Genomic DNA, 15,667 nt, shown 5'->3' with positions numbered 1-15,667 from the left:
CCCCCAGTCTACCCAGTGGCGCAGCGGGTTTCGTCCCGCAGGGCCTCCAGGGTCGGCGGCAGCCCCTCGCGCAACGGCCGCGGGGCGTACCCCAGCTCGGCGCGCGCCTTGGCGTGGTCGGCGGTGTAGCTCGCCGCCGCGGCCCGCAGGCCTTCGGAGGTGTAGACCGGGGGCAGCCAGGCGTCGAACGGGCGGACGAGGCGGCTCAGCAGCCTGAGGGCCGCGTTCGGCAGCGGCAGGATGCGCGAGGAGGAGCCGATCCAGCGGCGGGCCTGGCGCAGGACGGCCACGAGGCTGCGGGGCTCGCCGGCCACGATGTACTCTTCTCCCGGGTGGCCGCGCGCCATCGCCAGCCAGTGGGCCTGGGCCACGTCGTCGACGTGGGACCAGCAGTAGACCGTCTCGGCCGGCACCGCCAGCGCGCGGCCGCAGACGAGCCGGCGCAGCAGGTCGCCGATCGGACTGCGGTCCCCGGGGCCATAGACCAGCCCCGGGAGGACGGTGACCAGGGGAAGCCCGGCTTCGGCCAGAGGGCGGGCCACCTCGTAGTGGGCCGTCCACTTGGTGCGGTCGTAGGCGCTGGCCCAACCGAGCCGCCGCCCGTCGTAAAAGTAACTCTCGTCCACGAGCCGCCCGCGGGTGTCGCCGTAGACGGCGATCGTGGAGGTGTACACCACCTTGGGTACCCCCAGCGCGAGTGCGGTGTCGAGCACGTGCCGGGTCCCCTGGACGTTCGTGGGCTCCGCCGCCGCAGCGGGGACGCCGACGGCGTACCAGGCGGCGACGTGAAAGACGCCGTCCACGCCCTCCATGGCGGGCCGCAGGGTCTCGGGCCGGGTGAGGTCGCCGCGGAAGACGCGGGCGCCGGCGGCTTCCAGAGGCGCGGCGGCCGGTGGGCGGCGGGCGAGGACGCGCACGCGGTGTCCGGCGGCGAGCAGCCGGCGGGCCAGCCGGCCTCCGATGAACCCGGTGGCCCCGGTGACGAGGTAGGTCATGCTTCAGTGTCGCACGTCCGCGGGCGCGGCGGGGTCGGCTCGCCGACGTTCAGGCCTCGCCGTCGGCTTCGTCCGCGACGTCTTCGTCCTCCGCGGCTTCGCGCCAGACCTGGCGCAGGCGCGCCTTGAACAGGCCCTGCAGCTTCTTGAAGCGGGGGTCGTCGAGCAGCTCGATCCTGTCGAAGCGCGGCTCGGCCGGCTCGGCGTCTTTGCGGCCGCGGCGTCCGCGCTCCCCGGGCCTCCGCGCCGGCCGCTTGCGGGTCGGGGGCGCGGGGGGCGCGTCCACGGGCTCCGGGTCGGGGGCCGGCTTGGGTTCGGGTTCCCGCTCCGCTGCGGGGGCGGCCTCGACCGGCGGCGGCGGGGCAGGCGATGGGGTGGGTTCAGGGCTCAATCGCGCGTTTTTTTTACCCAGTTCGAAGCGTACGCCGCGGCCCAGCACCGCCCGCACCGCCTCCTCCACGACGGCCTGCTGCTCGCGGGCGCGGTCGTGGTGAAAGCGGTGCCCCTCGTCGTAGACGAGCACCAGGGCGTCGTCTTCCAGGTGGGGGGTGGCCTCGATCAGGAAGGCGCGCACCTTGATGCCCACCTCGCCCAGCACCTGCCGCCAGGCGGCGGTCAGGTCGACGGGCGCGTCCGCCGCGGGGGCGGCGGCTTCGTCGTTGCTGGGTTCTCCGGCCGCGGGCGCCGGCTCCGGGTTCGCCGCGGGCCGCGCGGGTTCGGGCGCCTTCGCCGCGGGGGCGGCCTTGCGGGGGGGCGGGCGCCGGGTGCCGGACGCGGGGGGCGGCGCCGGGGCTGCGGGCGCGGCGTGCAGGGCGGCGTAGACGCGCAGCAGCCCCAGCTCGAGCGTGAATGGGTCCTCGCGCCGGATCAGCTTCTCGGTGTGCTCGTCGAGCGCCGTCAGCGCCGCGATCAGCCGTTCGGGATCGGCCGCGAGCCGGGGCCCCTCGCCCAGCCCCAGCCGGGCGTAGAGGCCCGCCTGCAGCGCCTGGGCGAGCTGCTCGGTGAGCGTCCGCGCCGAGTAGCCCTCCGAGAAGAGCCGCTGGGCCTCGGCCACCGCGCGGTCCACCTCGCCGGCGTCGAGCGCCGCGGCCACCGCAGCCACGCGCTCGGCAGGGGGCAGCCCCAGGGCCTCCTCCGCGGCCGCGCGGGTGATGGGGTCGACGTCGAGCGCCAGCAGCCGGTCGAGGATGCTCTCGGCGTCGCGCATCGCGCCGCCGCTCATGCGCGCGATCAGGCGCAGGGCCTCGGGTTCGGCCGTCCGCCCTTCGCCGGCGAGCACCGCCGCGAGCTTGCCCGCGATCTGCTCCTCGGTGAGGCGGCGGAAGCGGAAGTGCTGGGTGCGCGAGAGGATGGTCGCCGGCATCCGCTCGGGCTCGGTGGTGGCGAAGATGAAGATCACGTGCTCGGGCGGTTCCTCGAGCGTCTTGAGCAAAGCGTTGAAGGCACTCTTCGACATCATGTGCGCCTCGTCGAGGATGATCACCTTCTTGGGCGCGACCAGGGGGGCGAGCAGGATGCGCTCGCGCAGCTCGCGCACGTCCTCCACCGAGTTGTTGCTGGCCGCGTCGATCTCCACCACGTCGGGGTGGCGGTCCTCGCGCACCATCCGGCAGTTCTCGCACTCGCCGCAGGGCCGCTGCTCGGGTTCGGCGGCGCAGCCCACGCTCATGGCGATCAGCCGCGCGGTCGTGGTCTTGCCCACGCCGCGCGGACCCGAGAAGAGGTAGGCGTGCGCCAGTCGGTCCTTCTGGATCGCGCTCTTCAGCACGTCCTTGACGTGTTCCTGACCCACCACGGCGTCGAAGGTGGCGGGCCGGGCGCGGCGGTAGAGGGCTCCCACGGGCCCCATCTTACCCCGCGGGATGTCCCCCTTCCGGGGCGGTATCATGGGGCCAAGGAGGCCACCATGGGACTCATGGAGTTCGCGCGGGCTGACGTGATCACCCTGCCGCCGACGGCGACCGTGTCCGACGCGGCGGCGCTGATGGCCGACATGAACGTGGGCAGCGTGGTGGTCGCCGAGGGCCTGAAACCGGTGGGCATCCTCACCGACCGCGACATCGTGGTGCGGGTGGTGCGCAAGCAACTGGACCCGACCGAGACCCCGGTCTTCCGGGTGATGACGCCGGAGCCGCTGGTGCTCGAGGAGCAGATGAGCCTCTTCGAGGCGCTCGAGGAGGTCAAGCACAAGGGGGTGCGCCGCTACCCGATCGTCGACTACGAAGGCAACCTGGTGGGCATCTTCACCCTCGACGACGTGCTGCAGCTCTTGGGTTTGGAGATGTCCGCGGTGGCGCGGGTGGTGGAGGGAAGATAAAAAAGCGCCCCCGGCGCCCCGACGGCACCCGACCCTGACCGCTTAGGGCTGCTCCCTTCCGGGCCTGACCCGGTTCACGGCGGGTCGCCGCGTCGGACCGGGGGCAAAGGGCAGTATACCGCCTGAGCCGCCGGGTGCCAAATCACGCCCGGCGGCGACCCTCGAACGGTAGGCTAGGGCTCACCGAAGCGCGAAGGGACCGCAGGCAAGGCCCCCGCTAGGGTTCAATGCGCTCCACGTAGCTGCCGTCGAGCTCGGCGGTCGAGGAAAGCCCCATCACCCGCAGGTAGGTTTCCAGCGCCCGGCGCGTTCCTGCGAAGAAGGCCGCCACCTGCTCCGCGGCCGTTTCCACGTTCAGCCGCCCGCGGAGCTCGGGGTCTTGCGTGGCGATGCCCACCGGGCAGCCGCCCGAGTTGCAGGCGCGGTAGTACTCGCAGCCCAGCGCGAACAGGCTTGCGGTGGCCAACGCGCAGGCGTCGGCCCCCAGCGCCAGCGCCTTCATCACGTCGGTGGGGGTCCGGAGGGTTCCGGTGGCGATCAGGCTTACCCTCCGTTCGCCACGCTGGTTGTGGGCGTCCACCCGGCGGCGGGCCTCGGGCAGCAGCCGGTCGAGCGGCAGGCCGAAGTGGTCGCGCACGTCGCTGGGCGCCGCCCCGGTACCCCCGCCGAAACCGTCGAGGGTGATGAAATCGATGTCGAGCGTGAGCGCCGTCTCGACGTCTTCGATGCGGCTGGCCGCGAACTTCACCCCGATCGGTATGCTTCCCCCGGTGAGCTCGCGCAGCTCGCGAACCCGCGCGCGCAGGTCGTCCGCACTGGCGAGGTCAGGGAAGCGTCCGGGGGAGTGGGCTGGCGTTCCGGGTTCGATGCCGCGTACACGGGCGATCTCGGGGGTCACCTTAGCGCCGGGCAGCTCGCCGCCCAGACCGGGCTTGGCCGACTGCCCCAGCTTGATCTCGATCGCGTCGGCCTGCCGGATCGCTTCCTCGGTCCAGCCAAAGTAGCCGCTCGCCATTTCGAGAACGTACCGCTTCGCGGCCTTGCGCTCATCGGGCAGCATGCCGCCCTCGCCCGAGCCGATCGCCGTGCCCGCCTTGGCGGCCCCCCGCGCCAAGGCCACCTTGGCCTCGCGCGAGAGCGCCCCGAAGGACATGTGGGAAACGAAGGCGGGTAGCGAGATCACCAGGGGGCGGCCGGCGTCGGGCCCGATCACCGTTTCGGTCGAGACCGCCTCGTCCTCCAGCTTGGGCGCTCGGGCCAGCTGGGCGGGACGCAGCCGGTAGCGGTCCCAGCCGCTGACCGAGGCGCCGGTCAGGTTCCCGGCCAGGGGCGAACCCATGGCTTCCACCGCGGCGCCCTTGCCCGACGCCAGGCGGCGAACGAAGTCGTGACCGCGCGCGTCCTGCCGCCAGCGCTTCCAGCGCGCCTGGTAGTCCTGAAATGTGGCCTCGGGCAGGGGGTCCACCGCCTCCGCGTCTACGTAGACGGTGTCGTTATCCACCCGCACCGGATAGGTGGCGACGCGGTCGTGGGGGTTGTAGGGCGAAACGCCGGTGGCGAGGTCGAAATTCCAGTAGTGCAGGGGGCAGATCGCCTCGCCGTTCTTGATCCAACCGTCCGAGAGCTGCCCTTCGCGGTGGGGGCAGCGGTCGTCGAGGGCATGGACCCGCGACCCCTCACGAAAGAGCGCGACCGGTCGGCCGTTTACCCGGACTTCGCGCCCCTTGCCGTCTTCCAGCTCGTTGAACCTAGCAACAGGAGTCCAATTGGGCATGGGGACATTTTAGAGGAAGCGCAGGGACGGTTAGGTCGTCGCGGCTACGCAGACGGAAGCAGGGCCCGATGGCGCACGTCGCGCGGCCGGTCGGGAGCAAGGGGCTGAGCAACCCGCGGGAGGGCGCCAGCCGACGCAGGGCGTTTCAAAGCGAGCCCACCCGCCCGCCGATGAAGACGAAGATCAGCGTGTTCATCGCGGCGTGCGCCAGCACCGCGCCGGCGAGGTTGCGGCGCCGCAGCGTCATCGCTGCGGCGACGACCCCGAAGGCGACGACGAGGGTGAAGGTGAGGGGGTCGCCGCGCAGCAGGTAGCGCACGTGCTGGACGGCGAAGAGCCCCGAGGTCACGGCGACCTGCGCCCAGACGGGCGCGCCCATGCGCGCCAGCGAACCGAGGAAAAGGCCCCGGTAAGCGACTTCTTCGGGAAGCGCCGCGAGCAGCAGCGCCGCCGCCAGCGTGGCCGGCAGCTCGCCCGGGGGCAGCCAGTAGACGTCCCCGAGCGTCGCCCGGGCGTAGAGCCAGGCGACGGGGACGAAGGCCAGCGCGAAGACGAGGCCGTCTGAAAGCGCGGGGCGCAGGTTCCTGCGGGTCAGGTAGATGGCGGACCAGCGGCCGTGCTCGCGGGCCAGTAGGGCCCCGAGGAGCACGTAGCGCAGCAGGCTGAGGGACAGGTAGCGCAGCCCCGGCCCCAGCCCGGCGGGCAAAAGCGCCGCGGGCAGCCCCCAGAGCGTCAGGAGCAAGAGGCCCTGAAGCGTCAGGGAGGGTGGGTCGAACGCGCGGGCGCGCGGCATGGTCCGGGCGGGCTGGGGGCCGGGACGGCCCCCAGCCGCTCTAGAACCGCTCGGTGACCGACTTCATCTGCACGAAGTGGTGCAGGTAGTCGGGGCCGCCGGCCTTGGAGTCGGTGCCCGAGAGGTTGAAGCCGCCGAAGGGCTGGACGCCCACCAGGGCGCCGGTGATCTTGCGGTTGAAGTAGAGGTTGCCCACGTGGAATTCGTAGCGGGCGCGCTCGAGCCGCTCGCGGTCACGGCTGAAGACGCCGCCGGTAAGGCCGTAGCGGGTGGCGTTGGCCACCTCCAGCCCCTCGTCGAAGTCCTTGACCCGGATCGTCGAGAGGACCGGCCCGAAGATCTCCTCCTGGGCGATGCGGGCGTGCGGGTCGACGCCGGTGAAGACCGTGGGGGCGATGAAGAAGCCGGGTCCTTCCAGCTTCTCGCCGCCGAGGACGAGCTGCCCCTCCTTCTTGCCGAGCTCGATGTACTTCAGCACCTTGGCCTCCTGCTCGGCGTTGATGACCGGGCCCAGGTCGGGGTTCTCCTCGGCAGGGCCGACGACCAGCTTTTCGCTGCGTTCGGTCACCTTTTCCATGAGCAGGTCGTGGACCTTGTCCACCACGATCAGGCGGCTGGCCGCCGAGCACTTCTGGCCCGAGAAGCCGTAGGCGCTGGCGACGATGTGCTGCGCCGCCAGGTCCAGGTCGGCGGTCTCGTCCACTAAGATGGCGTCCTTGCCGCCCAGCTCGGTGACCACGCGCTTGATCCAGCGCTGGTTGGGGATGCGCTTCGCGGCCGTCTCGGTGATGATCAGGCCCACCTCGAGCGAGCCGGTGAAGGTGACGAAGCGGGTGTCCGGGTGGGCCACCAGGTGGGCGCCCACCTCCTCGCCGACGCCCGGCAGCAGGTTGGCCACGCCCGGGGGCAGCCCCGCCTCCTCAAGCACCTCGAAGACCTTGTGGGCCACCACCACCGCGTCCTCGGCGGGCTTGGCCACGACGGTGTTCCCCACCGCGATGGGCCCGGCGAGCATGCCGGTGAAGATGGCGACCGGGAAGTTCCAGGGGCTGATCGAGACCCCCGCGCCCAGGGGGATGTAGAAGGCCTCGTTGTCCTCGCCCGGGTAGGGGTAGAGGGGCACGGCCTCGGGCCCCTTGAGGTTCAGGGCGATGCGGCCGTAGTAGTCGAGGAAGTCGATGGCCTCGGCCACGTCGGCGATGGCCTCGACCCAGTTCTTGCCCACCTCGTAGACCATCCAGGCGGCGAGCTCGAACTTGCGCCGGCGCATGATGTGCGCCGCCTTCCAGAGCACCCGCGAGCGGTGTTCCTGGGGCCAGCGCTTCCAGGTCTCGAAGGCCTTCCAGGCCGCCTCGAGCGCGGCGTCGGCCTCGGCGGGGCCGGCCTTGGCCGCCCGCCCCACCAGCCGCGAGGGGTCGGAGGGGTCGAAAGAGGGCAGCCAGTCCGCGGTGACCACCTCGCCGCCGCCGATGATGAGCGGGTAGTCGCGGCCCAGCTGGGCCTTCACCTCGGCCAGCGCCGCCTGCATGGCCGCGCGTTCCGCCTCGTCTTTGAACAGCAGAATGGGTTCGTTCCTGAAGGGTTCGATCGTCATAGCCGCCTCCTTTTCCCTAACCCTGCGCCATGCCGCGCAGGACGAAGAGCAGGTTCTCGGGCCGTTCGGCGAGCCGGCGCGAGAAGTAGGGGTACCAGTCCTCGCCGTAGGGCAGGTAGTCGCGCACGGTGTAGCCGCGGCGGGCGAGGTCGCGCTTCAGCTCGCGGCGGATGCCGTAGAGGAACTGAAACTCGTACTGTGCGCGCGGGGTCCCTTCGGCCTCGGCCCAGGCCCGCACCTCCTCCACCAGCGCCGCTTCGTGGGTGCCGGTGGCGGTATGGCCGCCGGCGCTCAGGTTGGTCCGCACGAGCTCGAGGAACTGCGCGCGGATCGTCCCCTGGTCCTGCCAGGCCACCTCCGGCGGTTCCTTGTAGGCCCCCTTGACCACGCGCAGGTTGGGCTTCAGGTGCAGGATCTCCTGCAGGTCGGCGGGGCTGCGCTTCAGGTAGCTTTGCAGCACGATGCCGACGTTCTCGTAGCCCTCTTCTTCGCGCAGGCTGCGCCAGACCCAGAGGGTGGCGTCGGTGCGGGGGCTGTCCTCCATGTCCACCTGCACCACCCCGTCCACCGCGGCCGCGGCGTCGAGGATCCGGCGCAGGTGGTCGCGGGCGAGCTCGCGCCCCAGGTCGAGACCCAGCTGGGTCAGCTTGACCGAGACCCAGCGGGGGTAGGGAAGTTCGCCCAGCGCCTGCACCAGCCGCACGATCTCGCCGGTGAAGGCGGCGGCCTCCTCCTCGCTCGTCACCATCTCGCCGAGCAGGTCCACCAGCGCGTGGATGCCCTCGTCTTCGAGCTCGCGCACGACGTCCAGGGCCTCTTCGAGGGTGTGGCCGGCCACGTAGCGGCGGGCGTAGCGCCAGCCGTGGGTGCGCACCAGGCGCTCGAGCCACTTCTGGCCCGCGACGCCCAGCACCAGCGAACGGTAGAGGGGGTTCAGGTCCATGCGGCCTCCTGGATGCGCCGAGCCACGGTGGCCTTGAAGGCCTGCACGTGGGCCTCGGCGGCCGCGCGCGCGGCCGCGGCGTCGCCGGCATGGATGGCGGCGACGATGGCGCGGTGCTGCGCGCGGGTCTCGGGGGTCTGGTTGAGGTCGCGCGAGAACTGGCGGGTGAGGGCGAGCGCGGCGTCGAGGTCGTGGAAGACCTGTTCGAGCACGCGGTTGCCGCTTGCGGCCACCAGGAGCGCGTGGAAGCGCTCGTCGGCGGCGATCTGGGCGGCGTAGTCGTCCGGATCGGCCGTCTCGAGCACGTCGAGCGCGGCCTCGAGCCTGCGCAGGCCCGCTTCGTCGCAGCGCCCTGCGGCGCGGGCCGCGGCCTCGCCCTCGATCAGCGCCCGCACCTCGTAGACCTCCTCGACCTCGCGGGGGCTGAGCACCCGCACCCGTGCCCCCCGACCCGGACGCAGCTCCACCAACCCCTCCTGCGCGAGGCGTTGCAGCGCCTCGCGCACCGGGGTGCGGCTCACCCCCAGCGCCTGGGCCAGCGCGGGCTCGCTGAGCCGCGCCCCCGGCCGCAGCACGCCTTCGAGGATGCGGCGTTTCAGCCGTTCGTAGGCGGCTTCCCGGACCAGGTTGGGGCGTTCGATGCGCACGTCCGACCTCCTGAGATGTATACAGTATACATCTTTTTCCGCGGAGCGTGCGGGCGCGGCTGGGGCCGCCGGGCTCAGCCGCGTTCCCAGGTGCCGGACTTGCCGCCCGACTTGTAGAGCAGGCGCACCTGCTCGATCTCCAGCCCTTTGCTGGCGGCCTTGAGCATGTCGTAGACGGTCAGCGCCGCCACGCTGGCGGCGGTGAGCGCCTCCATCTCCACCCCGGTCTCGGCCTTGGTCTTGACCTCGCAGGTGATGCGCACCCGCGCCGCGGCCTCGTCGAAGACGACCTCGACGGCGACCTTGGAAAGGGGCAGCGGGTGGCAGAGCGGGATCAGCTCGCTCGTCTTCTTGGCGGCCATGATGCCGGCCAGCTGGGCCACCACCAGCGGGTCGCCCTTGCCGACGCCGCCCTCTTTCAGGGCCGCTGCGGCCTCGGGGGTCAGCTTCACCGCGGCTTCGGCGCGTGCGACGCGCACCGTGGCCCGCTTGTCCGACACGTCGACCATCCGGGGTTTTCCGTCCTCGAAATGGGTCAGTTTGCCCACGGTCCCTCCTTCACACGTCCTTGCGTTCGAAGAGCAGCACCGCCAGCAGCCCGAAGCCGACGGTGTAGATGAAGAGCAGGCTCAACCCCATGGCCCAGTCCGCGGGGTGCAGGTAGAGGTCGAGGTAGGTGGTGAGGAGCAGCGGCTTCAGGCCGGGGAAGGCGATAAGCAGCCGCATCAGCAGCACCGTGGCGATCGCCCCCAGCGCCGCGGCGGTGGTGGAGCTGAACCAGACCGCGAACATCAGGCTCAAAGCGGCGATGGGCAGCAGCGTGAGGGCGGCGAAGACGTAGGCCCGGAGCACCTCGGCGAAGGCGGCGCCGGCGCTCAGGAAGCCCACCCCGGCGAAGCCGCCCTCGCCCAGGCCGGTGCCCCCGAAGAAGCCGCCCAGGCCGTGGGGCAGGCCCGCGAGGATCGAGGCCAGCAGGCTCGCCGCCAGCACCATGAAGGGGTAGGCGAGCGCGGCGATCAGCTTGGCGGCGATGAAGCGGGTGCGCGAGAGCGGCCGCAGCAGCAGCGGTTTGAGCGTGCCCATGCTGATCTCGGAGCCCAGCACCTCGGCCGCGGCCATGGCGATGAGGAAGGGGTAGAGGAACTCCATCCCCGCCAGCAGCGCCAGCGAGGGCACCTGCCAGCCCGAGACCAGGACCAGGCCGTAGACCTGCTTGAGTCCCGGCGCCAGCGTCCAGATGATGGGCAGCACGAAGGCGGCCGCCAGCCCCAGCCGCACCGAACGCAGGTGCAGCATCTTGACGATCTCCCAGCCGACGAACCTAAACATGCTTGATCCGCTCCCGGTAGTACTCGTAGAGGTCGAAGTAGTCGGCCGTCACCTCGAAGATGCGGTGCCCGTCGCCGACCAGCGCCGCCGCGATGGCGTCGACCGGGCCGCGCACCACCAGCACCTCGCCCTTGCGCTCGGCCTCCTCGACGAAGGGCAGGGTCTGCAGCACCGCCAGCGCCCGCTCGGGTTCGCTGACGCGCAGGCGGTGACGCTCGGAGGCGCCCTCCATCACCACCTCGTCGATGAGGCGGCCGCCGCCGAGGATACCCACCCGGTCGGTGTAGGCCGAGACCTCGCGCAGGTGGTGGGTGGAGAGCAGCACCGAGACGCCGCTGGCCGCCTGTTCGCGCAGGATCTCGTGCACCTTCTGGATGCCGTCGGGGTCGAGGCCGCTCGTGGGCTCGTCGAGGACGAGCACCTTGGGCCGGGCCAGGATGGCCGCCGCCAGGCCCAGGCGCTGCCGCTGGCCCAGGGAGTAGCCGGCCACCGGCTGGTCGGCCACGGCCACCAGCTCGAGCGCGAAGAGGACGTCGCGGATGCGCTCGGCCGCGCCCGCCAGCCCCGAGAGCCAGGCCAGCCGCTCCAGGTTGGCCCGTCCCGTCAGGTAGGGGTAGAAGGCCGCCGGCGCCTCGACGACCGCGCCCAGGTGCCGGCGGACGGCGAATCCGCCCTCGTGGATGTTCTCGCCCAGCATCAGCACCCGCCCGCTCGTGGGAAAGGCGAGGCCGGTGACCATGCGGATCAGCGTCGTCTTCCCCGAGCCGTTGGGCCCCGCCAGGGCGTAGACCTCCCCGGGGGCCAGGGTGAAGCTCACCCCTTCGAGCACGGGTTTGCGCCCGTAGCGCTTGCTGACGTTCTCGACCGTAAGGTGGGCCTCGGCCGGGCTGCTGGCGGACATGGCCCCAGTATACGGTTTGGTTCCCGGAGCTTTTCATCCGCGCCTGGGGTAACGTAAGCGTGATGCGAAGCCTCGCCTGGTTTTCCCTGCTGGTGCTGCTTGTGGCCGGCTGCGCCCCCGTGCTGCAGGGCGGGGAGCGGGCGCGGCCCCCGGCCGAAGCCGCCCCCGGGGTGTTGGTGATCTCCAACGCCGCGGGGGTACCGCTCCTCAGCGCCTACCTGCCGCTGGCCGCCCCGCCGGGCAGCGTGGTCTTCGAGCAGAGCTACACCGGCAAGCTCAGCTTCAGCCGCTTCAAGAACCCGCAGGACTTCGACGCGGTGCGCCGCTACCTGCTCGCGGCGCTCGAGGACGCGGGTTGGCGCGTGCTCGAGGCCGCCACCTGGGAGAAGCCCCCCAGCCTCTTCCAGACGACGGTGCGCGTGCAGAAGGACGGGGAGCAGAAGGTCGTGGTGCTGCGTTACGAAGACGGCAGCTACAGCGTGGAGGTTCGCGAGGGGTGATTCGCAGGCTCGAGCGTTACTTCCTCACCGGCGTCGTCGTGCTCCTGCCGCTGGTGGTCGTCCTCTACCTGGGGATCTGGATCTGGAACACCTCGGACGTCTTCTTCCTGGCGCTGCTGCGCCTCTTCGGGGTCACGCCCCCCGACTGGCTGCACCCGGTCCTGCCGGTGCTGGGCCTGCTCTCCACCGCCGCCGTCATCCTCTTCGTGGGGATGATCGCCGGGCACTGGGTGGGGCGGCAGCTGCTCACCGCCTTCGACCAGCTGGTGAACCTGGTGCCGCTGGTACGGGACGTCTACAACGCGGTCAAGCAGATCTCCACCAACTTCTTCACCCGCCCCGAGGTTCACTTCTCGCGCGCGGCGCTGGTGGAGTACCCGCGCCGGGGCAGCTACGCGCTCTGCTTCGTGGTGCAGAAGGTGGAGGACCGTTTCAAGCCCCTGCCCCCGGGGCACACCGTCGTCGTCGTGCCCACCAGCCCGGTGCCCGCCTCGGGGTTCGTGATCATCGTGCCCGAGGACGAGCTGATCCCGCTCGACATCAAGGTCGAGGACGCGCTGCGCTTCGTGGTCTCGGCCGGCTTCCTCCTCCCCGGCCACCGGTTGAACGGAAACGGAACCGAAAACGCGCACTCCGGGGAGTAAAATCAAAAAGGCTTTGCCGGAAGGAGGGGTAGCTATGATGAAAAAAATCGCGTTTCTGATCGGTGTTCTCGCGCTCGGCGCGCTGGCCCTGGCGGCCAGCGGCGAGCAGGTCTACGCGCAGTGCGCCGGCTGCCACCAGGCCAACGGCCAGGGGGTTCCCGGGGCCTTCCCGCCGCTGGCCAAGGAGCTGCCGCTGATCGTCGCCAAGGGCGACGCCGGTCGCCAGTTCCTGATCCAGGTGGTCCTTTTCGGGGTCCAGGGTCCGATCGTGGCCCAGGGGAAGACCTACAACAGCGCCATGCCGCCCTACGGCCACCTTTCCGACGCCGACGTGGCGGCGGTGCTCAACTACGCCCTCACCGCCTGGGGCAACGACAAGCTGCTGCCTGAGGGGTTCAAGCCGCTTACGGCCGAAGAGGTGAAGGCGCTGCGCGCCACCAAGCTGAGCCCCCAGCAGGTCTTCGAGAACTGGAAGAAGCTGGGTCTGAAGTAGGGTTTTCCGGCTTCGCGAACCCCGCGCCGCGGCGCGGGGTTTTCATCCTCTTAACCAGGTGTGTTTATACTGGGCCTCATGTCGGGAAAGACCCTGGTCGTGGTCGAGTCGCCCGCGAAGGCCAAGACCATCAAGAAAATTCTGGGCTCGAACTACGAGGTCAAGGCCAGCGTCGGCCACGTGGCCGACCTGCCGCAGCGCGACCTGGGCGTGGACCTGGAGCGCGACTTCGAGCCCAAGTACGTGGTCAAGAAGGAGAAGCAAAAGGTCGTCAGCGACCTCAAGAAGGCGGCGCAGAAGGCGGGCCGGGTGCTGCTCGCCACCGACCCCGACCGCGAGGGCGAGGCCATCAGCTGGCACGTTGCCCGGCTTCTGGACCTCGATCCGAACCAGCCCCTGAGGGTGCACTTTCACGAGATCACCCCCCGGGTGATCAAGGAGGCGGTCAAGAAGCCCACCCCCATCGATCAGAACCTGGTCGACGCCCAGCAGGCGCGGCGGGTGCTCGACCGGCTCGTGGGCTACAACCTCAGCCCCGTCCTCTCGGCGCAGTTCCGCCAGCGGGCGCTCTCGGCCGGCCGGGTGCAGTCGGTGGCGCTGCGGCTCGTGACCGAGCGCGAGGCCGAGATCGAGGCCTTCGTGCCGAAGGAGTACTGGACCCTCACCGGCCGCTTCGAGGCGGGGGCGCGCTTCGACGCCGAGCTCTACGAGATCGACGGGAAGCGCGTGCTCGACAAGAAGAAGGAGGCCTTCCTCATCACCTCCGAGGAGCAGGCGCGGGCGGTGGAGGCCGAGGTCAGGCAGGTTCCCGCCTGGCAGGTGGCCGCGGTGGAGCGCAAGGAGAAGAAGCGCCACGCGCTGCCCCCCTTCACCACCTCGACGCTGCAGCAGGCGGCCTCGAGCCGCCTCGGCTGGGGCGCGGGCCGCACCATGCGCGTCGCCCAGCGCCTCTACGAGGGCGTCAACCTGGGCCCCGAGGGGCCGGTGGGCCTGATCACCTACATGCGCACCGACTCGGTGCGCGTCGCCCCCGAGGCGATCGCCGAGGCGCGCGGCTTCATCCCCAAGGCCTACGGTCCCGAATACCTGCCGTCCAAGCCCAACCACTACCGGGGTAAGAAGTCGAACGTTCAGGACGCGCACGAGGCCATCCGCCCCACCTCGGTGAACCGCCGCCCCGAGCAGGTGAAGCCCTTCCTCTCGGACGAGGAGTTCAAGCTCTACGATCTGATCTGGCGCCGCTTCGTGGCCAGCCAGATGACCTCGGCGGTCTACGACCAGACGGTGATTACCGTGACCGGTGGCCGCTTCACCTTCCGCGCCGCCGGCTCGATCCTCAAGTTCGACGGCTTCCTGCGGGTCTGGGGCCGCGACCAGACCGAGGAGCCGCCCCTGCCCGAGGTTGCTCAGGGGGCTTCGGCCCGACTCGTCGAGCTCGCCGCCGAGCAGCACTTCACCCAGCCCCCGCCGCGCTACACCGACGCCAGCTTGGTCAAGAAGATGGAGGAGCTGGGCATCGGGCGCCCCTCCACCTACGCCCCCACGATCGACACCCTCGAGCGCCGCGCCTACGTGGAGCGCCAGGGCCGGGCGCTCAAGCCCACCGAGCTGGGCAAGCGCGTCGTCGAGTTCCTGGTCGAACATTTTCCCAAAGTGGTGGCCTACGAGTTCACCGCTCGCGTCGAGGACCGTCTCGACGAGGTGGAGGAGGGCAAGCAGCCCTGGCCCGAGGTGGTGCGCGAGTTCTACCAGCCCTTCACCGAGGAGCTGGAGCGGGTGCCGCGCAAGACCTGCCCCGTCTGCGGGCGGCCGCTGGAGATCAAGGTGAGCCGCTACGGGCAGTTTTTAGGCTGCACCGGTTACCCCGAGTGCAGCTACACCGAGCCGCTGGAGGAAAAGAAGGAGGCCGAGCCGATCGGCGAGGACTGCCCCAAGTGCGGTGCGCCGCTGGTGCGCAAGTGGGGGCGGTACGGCTCCTTCATCGCCTGCAGCGCCTACCCGAAGTGCGATTACACCCGCGACGAGGCGCCCTCCACCGGGATCACCTGCCCCAAGTGCAAGGAGGGGGAGATCGTCCAGAAGACGAGCCGCCGCGGCAAGCCCTACTGGCGCTGCAACAAGCAGGGGTGCGACTTCCTGGTCTTCGACCCGCCCACCGAGCAGACCTGCCCCAAGTGCGGCTGGATCATGGTCAAGAAGGGCAAGCGCGAGGTCCTGAAGTGCTCGAACCCTGACTGCGAGGACTACGCCTACCCCAACTTCAAGAACCGCCCGCCGCGCGGCAAGGGGGGCGGGCGCAAGAAGACCCGCAAGAAGAGCGCGGCGAAGAAGAAGAGCGGACCCAAGGCCACCTGGGCCGACCTGCAGCCCTTTGCCGCCGGGCTCGAGGAGGCCGAGCGGCGGCTGGTCGTCCAGGTCGAGGGCGAGGGGATGCCGCTCGAGCAGGCCGCGGCCAACCTGGGGGTGACGGCAGAGGAGGCCGCCAGGCTGCACAAGCGGGCGATGTTCAAGCTGCGGATGGCCTACGGCCGGGCGAAGAAGAGCGGGGCGTAGTAGAGGCGGACCCACGTGTCCGCCTGGACCGGCTCGTAGCGCGCAGCTTGTGGCCGGTGGCCTGAAGTTCTTCGTCGTTATCGGAGAGCCTCCCTCCCCTTGGGGGAGGGCTGGGGTGGGGGTTTGGAAAGCGGCTCGTGGCTTGTGGGCTGTAGCTGGTGGAAAATCCATAGCGCGCCATAGC

General features: G+C 70.8%; 15 protein-coding genes and 1 other RNA gene. 5 read left to right on the top strand and 11 right to left on the bottom strand.

Annotated elements, in window-relative coordinates:
- Positions 1-8: 8 nt before the first annotated feature.
- Complete coding sequence (locus HNQ05_RS11900; protein WP_147148868.1) at positions 9-995, bottom strand: NAD-dependent epimerase/dehydratase family protein; 987 nt, start codon at positions 993-995, stop codon at positions 9-11.
- Positions 996-1,044: 49 nt separating this feature from the next.
- The gene (gene dnaX / locus HNQ05_RS11895) at positions 1,045-2,835 is read right to left on the bottom strand and encodes a DNA polymerase III subunit gamma/tau (protein WP_147148870.1); all 1,791 of its coding nucleotides are present in this window, start codon (positions 2,833-2,835) and stop codon (positions 1,045-1,047) included.
- Positions 2,836-2,901: 66 nt separating this feature from the next.
- Between dnaX and HNQ05_RS11890 the strand changes: the two genes are divergently transcribed.
- Positions 2,902-3,312 carry a CBS domain-containing protein gene (locus HNQ05_RS11890; protein WP_147148872.1) on the top strand — a complete coding sequence of 137 codons (411 nt, stop codon included), beginning with the start codon at positions 2,902-2,904 and terminating at the stop codon, positions 3,310-3,312.
- Positions 3,313-3,330: 18 nt separating this feature from the next.
- Here the strand turns inward: HNQ05_RS11890 and ffs are convergent.
- The 9 genes from ffs to HNQ05_RS11845 all read right to left on the bottom strand — a co-directional run bounded on the left by ffs (position 3,331) and on the right by HNQ05_RS11845 (position 11,293).
- Positions 3,331-3,411: signal recognition particle sRNA small type (gene ffs / locus HNQ05_RS11885), an RNA gene on the bottom strand.
- Between the two features lie 118 nt (positions 3,412-3,529).
- Positions 3,530-5,086: a glutamate synthase-related protein gene (locus HNQ05_RS11880; RefSeq protein ID WP_147148874.1), complete on the bottom strand. Its 1,557-nt coding sequence runs from the start codon at positions 5,084-5,086 to the stop codon at positions 3,530-3,532.
- A 145-nt stretch (positions 5,087-5,231) separates the two neighbouring features.
- A complete protein-coding gene (locus HNQ05_RS11875; RefSeq protein ID WP_147148876.1) occupies positions 5,232-5,879 on the bottom strand; it encodes a CPBP family intramembrane glutamic endopeptidase in 648 nt (215 codons plus the stop codon).
- A gap of 40 nt (positions 5,880-5,919) precedes the next feature.
- Positions 5,920-7,473, bottom strand: a complete 1,554-nt coding sequence (pruA, locus tag HNQ05_RS11870) for an L-glutamate gamma-semialdehyde dehydrogenase (protein WP_147148878.1) — start codon at positions 7,471-7,473, stop codon at positions 5,920-5,922.
- A 16-nt stretch (positions 7,474-7,489) separates the two neighbouring features.
- Positions 7,490-8,416 (bottom strand): proline dehydrogenase family protein, encoded by a 927-nt coding sequence (locus HNQ05_RS11865; protein ID WP_147148880.1) that lies wholly within the window; start codon positions 8,414-8,416, stop codon positions 7,490-7,492.
- On the bottom strand, positions 8,407-9,063 hold the full coding sequence (locus HNQ05_RS11860; protein WP_147148882.1) for a GntR family transcriptional regulator: 657 nt from the start codon (positions 9,061-9,063) through the stop codon (positions 8,407-8,409). The genes HNQ05_RS11865 and HNQ05_RS11860 overlap by 10 nt, the downstream gene beginning before the upstream one ends.
- Positions 9,064-9,137: 74 nt before the next feature.
- Complete coding sequence (moaC, locus tag HNQ05_RS11855) at positions 9,138-9,611, bottom strand: cyclic pyranopterin monophosphate synthase MoaC (protein ID WP_147148884.1); 474 nt, start codon at positions 9,609-9,611, stop codon at positions 9,138-9,140.
- A 10-nt stretch (positions 9,612-9,621) separates the two neighbouring features.
- Complete coding sequence (locus tag HNQ05_RS11850) at positions 9,622-10,392, bottom strand: DUF2705 family protein (RefSeq protein WP_013458661.1); 771 nt, start codon at positions 10,390-10,392, stop codon at positions 9,622-9,624.
- Entirely contained in the window at positions 10,385-11,293 is a 909-nt protein-coding gene (locus tag HNQ05_RS11845; RefSeq protein WP_147148886.1) for an ABC transporter ATP-binding protein, read from the bottom strand. Before HNQ05_RS11845 ends, HNQ05_RS11850 begins: the two co-directional genes overlap by 8 nt.
- A 62-nt stretch (positions 11,294-11,355) precedes the next feature.
- On the opposite strand from HNQ05_RS11845, the gene HNQ05_RS11840 reads away from it, so the two are divergent.
- The 4 genes from HNQ05_RS11840 to topA all read left to right on the top strand — a co-directional run bounded on the left by HNQ05_RS11840 (position 11,356) and on the right by topA (position 15,483).
- The gene (locus HNQ05_RS11840) at positions 11,356-11,793 is read left to right on the top strand and encodes a response regulator (RefSeq protein ID WP_147148888.1); all 438 of its coding nucleotides are present in this window, start codon (positions 11,356-11,358) and stop codon (positions 11,791-11,793) included.
- Positions 11,790-12,437: a DUF502 domain-containing protein gene (locus HNQ05_RS11835; RefSeq protein ID WP_147148890.1), complete on the top strand. Its 648-nt coding sequence runs from the start codon at positions 11,790-11,792 to the stop codon at positions 12,435-12,437. The genes HNQ05_RS11840 and HNQ05_RS11835 overlap by 4 nt, the downstream gene beginning before the upstream one ends.
- 37 nt (positions 12,438-12,474) lie before the next feature.
- The gene (locus HNQ05_RS11830) at positions 12,475-12,930 is read left to right on the top strand and encodes a c-type cytochrome (RefSeq protein ID WP_147148892.1); all 456 of its coding nucleotides are present in this window, start codon (positions 12,475-12,477) and stop codon (positions 12,928-12,930) included.
- Between the two features lie 78 nt (positions 12,931-13,008).
- Positions 13,009-15,483 (top strand): type I DNA topoisomerase, encoded by a 2,475-nt coding sequence (gene topA, locus HNQ05_RS11825; protein ID WP_147148894.1) that lies wholly within the window; start codon positions 13,009-13,011, stop codon positions 15,481-15,483.
- The last annotated feature ends 184 nt before the right edge of the window (positions 15,484-15,667 follow it).

Source organism: Oceanithermus desulfurans, from assembly GCF_014201675.1.
In the GTDB taxonomy this organism is placed as follows: Bacteria; Deinococcota; Deinococci; order Deinococcales; family Marinithermaceae; genus Oceanithermus; species Oceanithermus desulfurans.
This window is presented reverse-complemented; position numbering and strand designations above follow the sequence as displayed.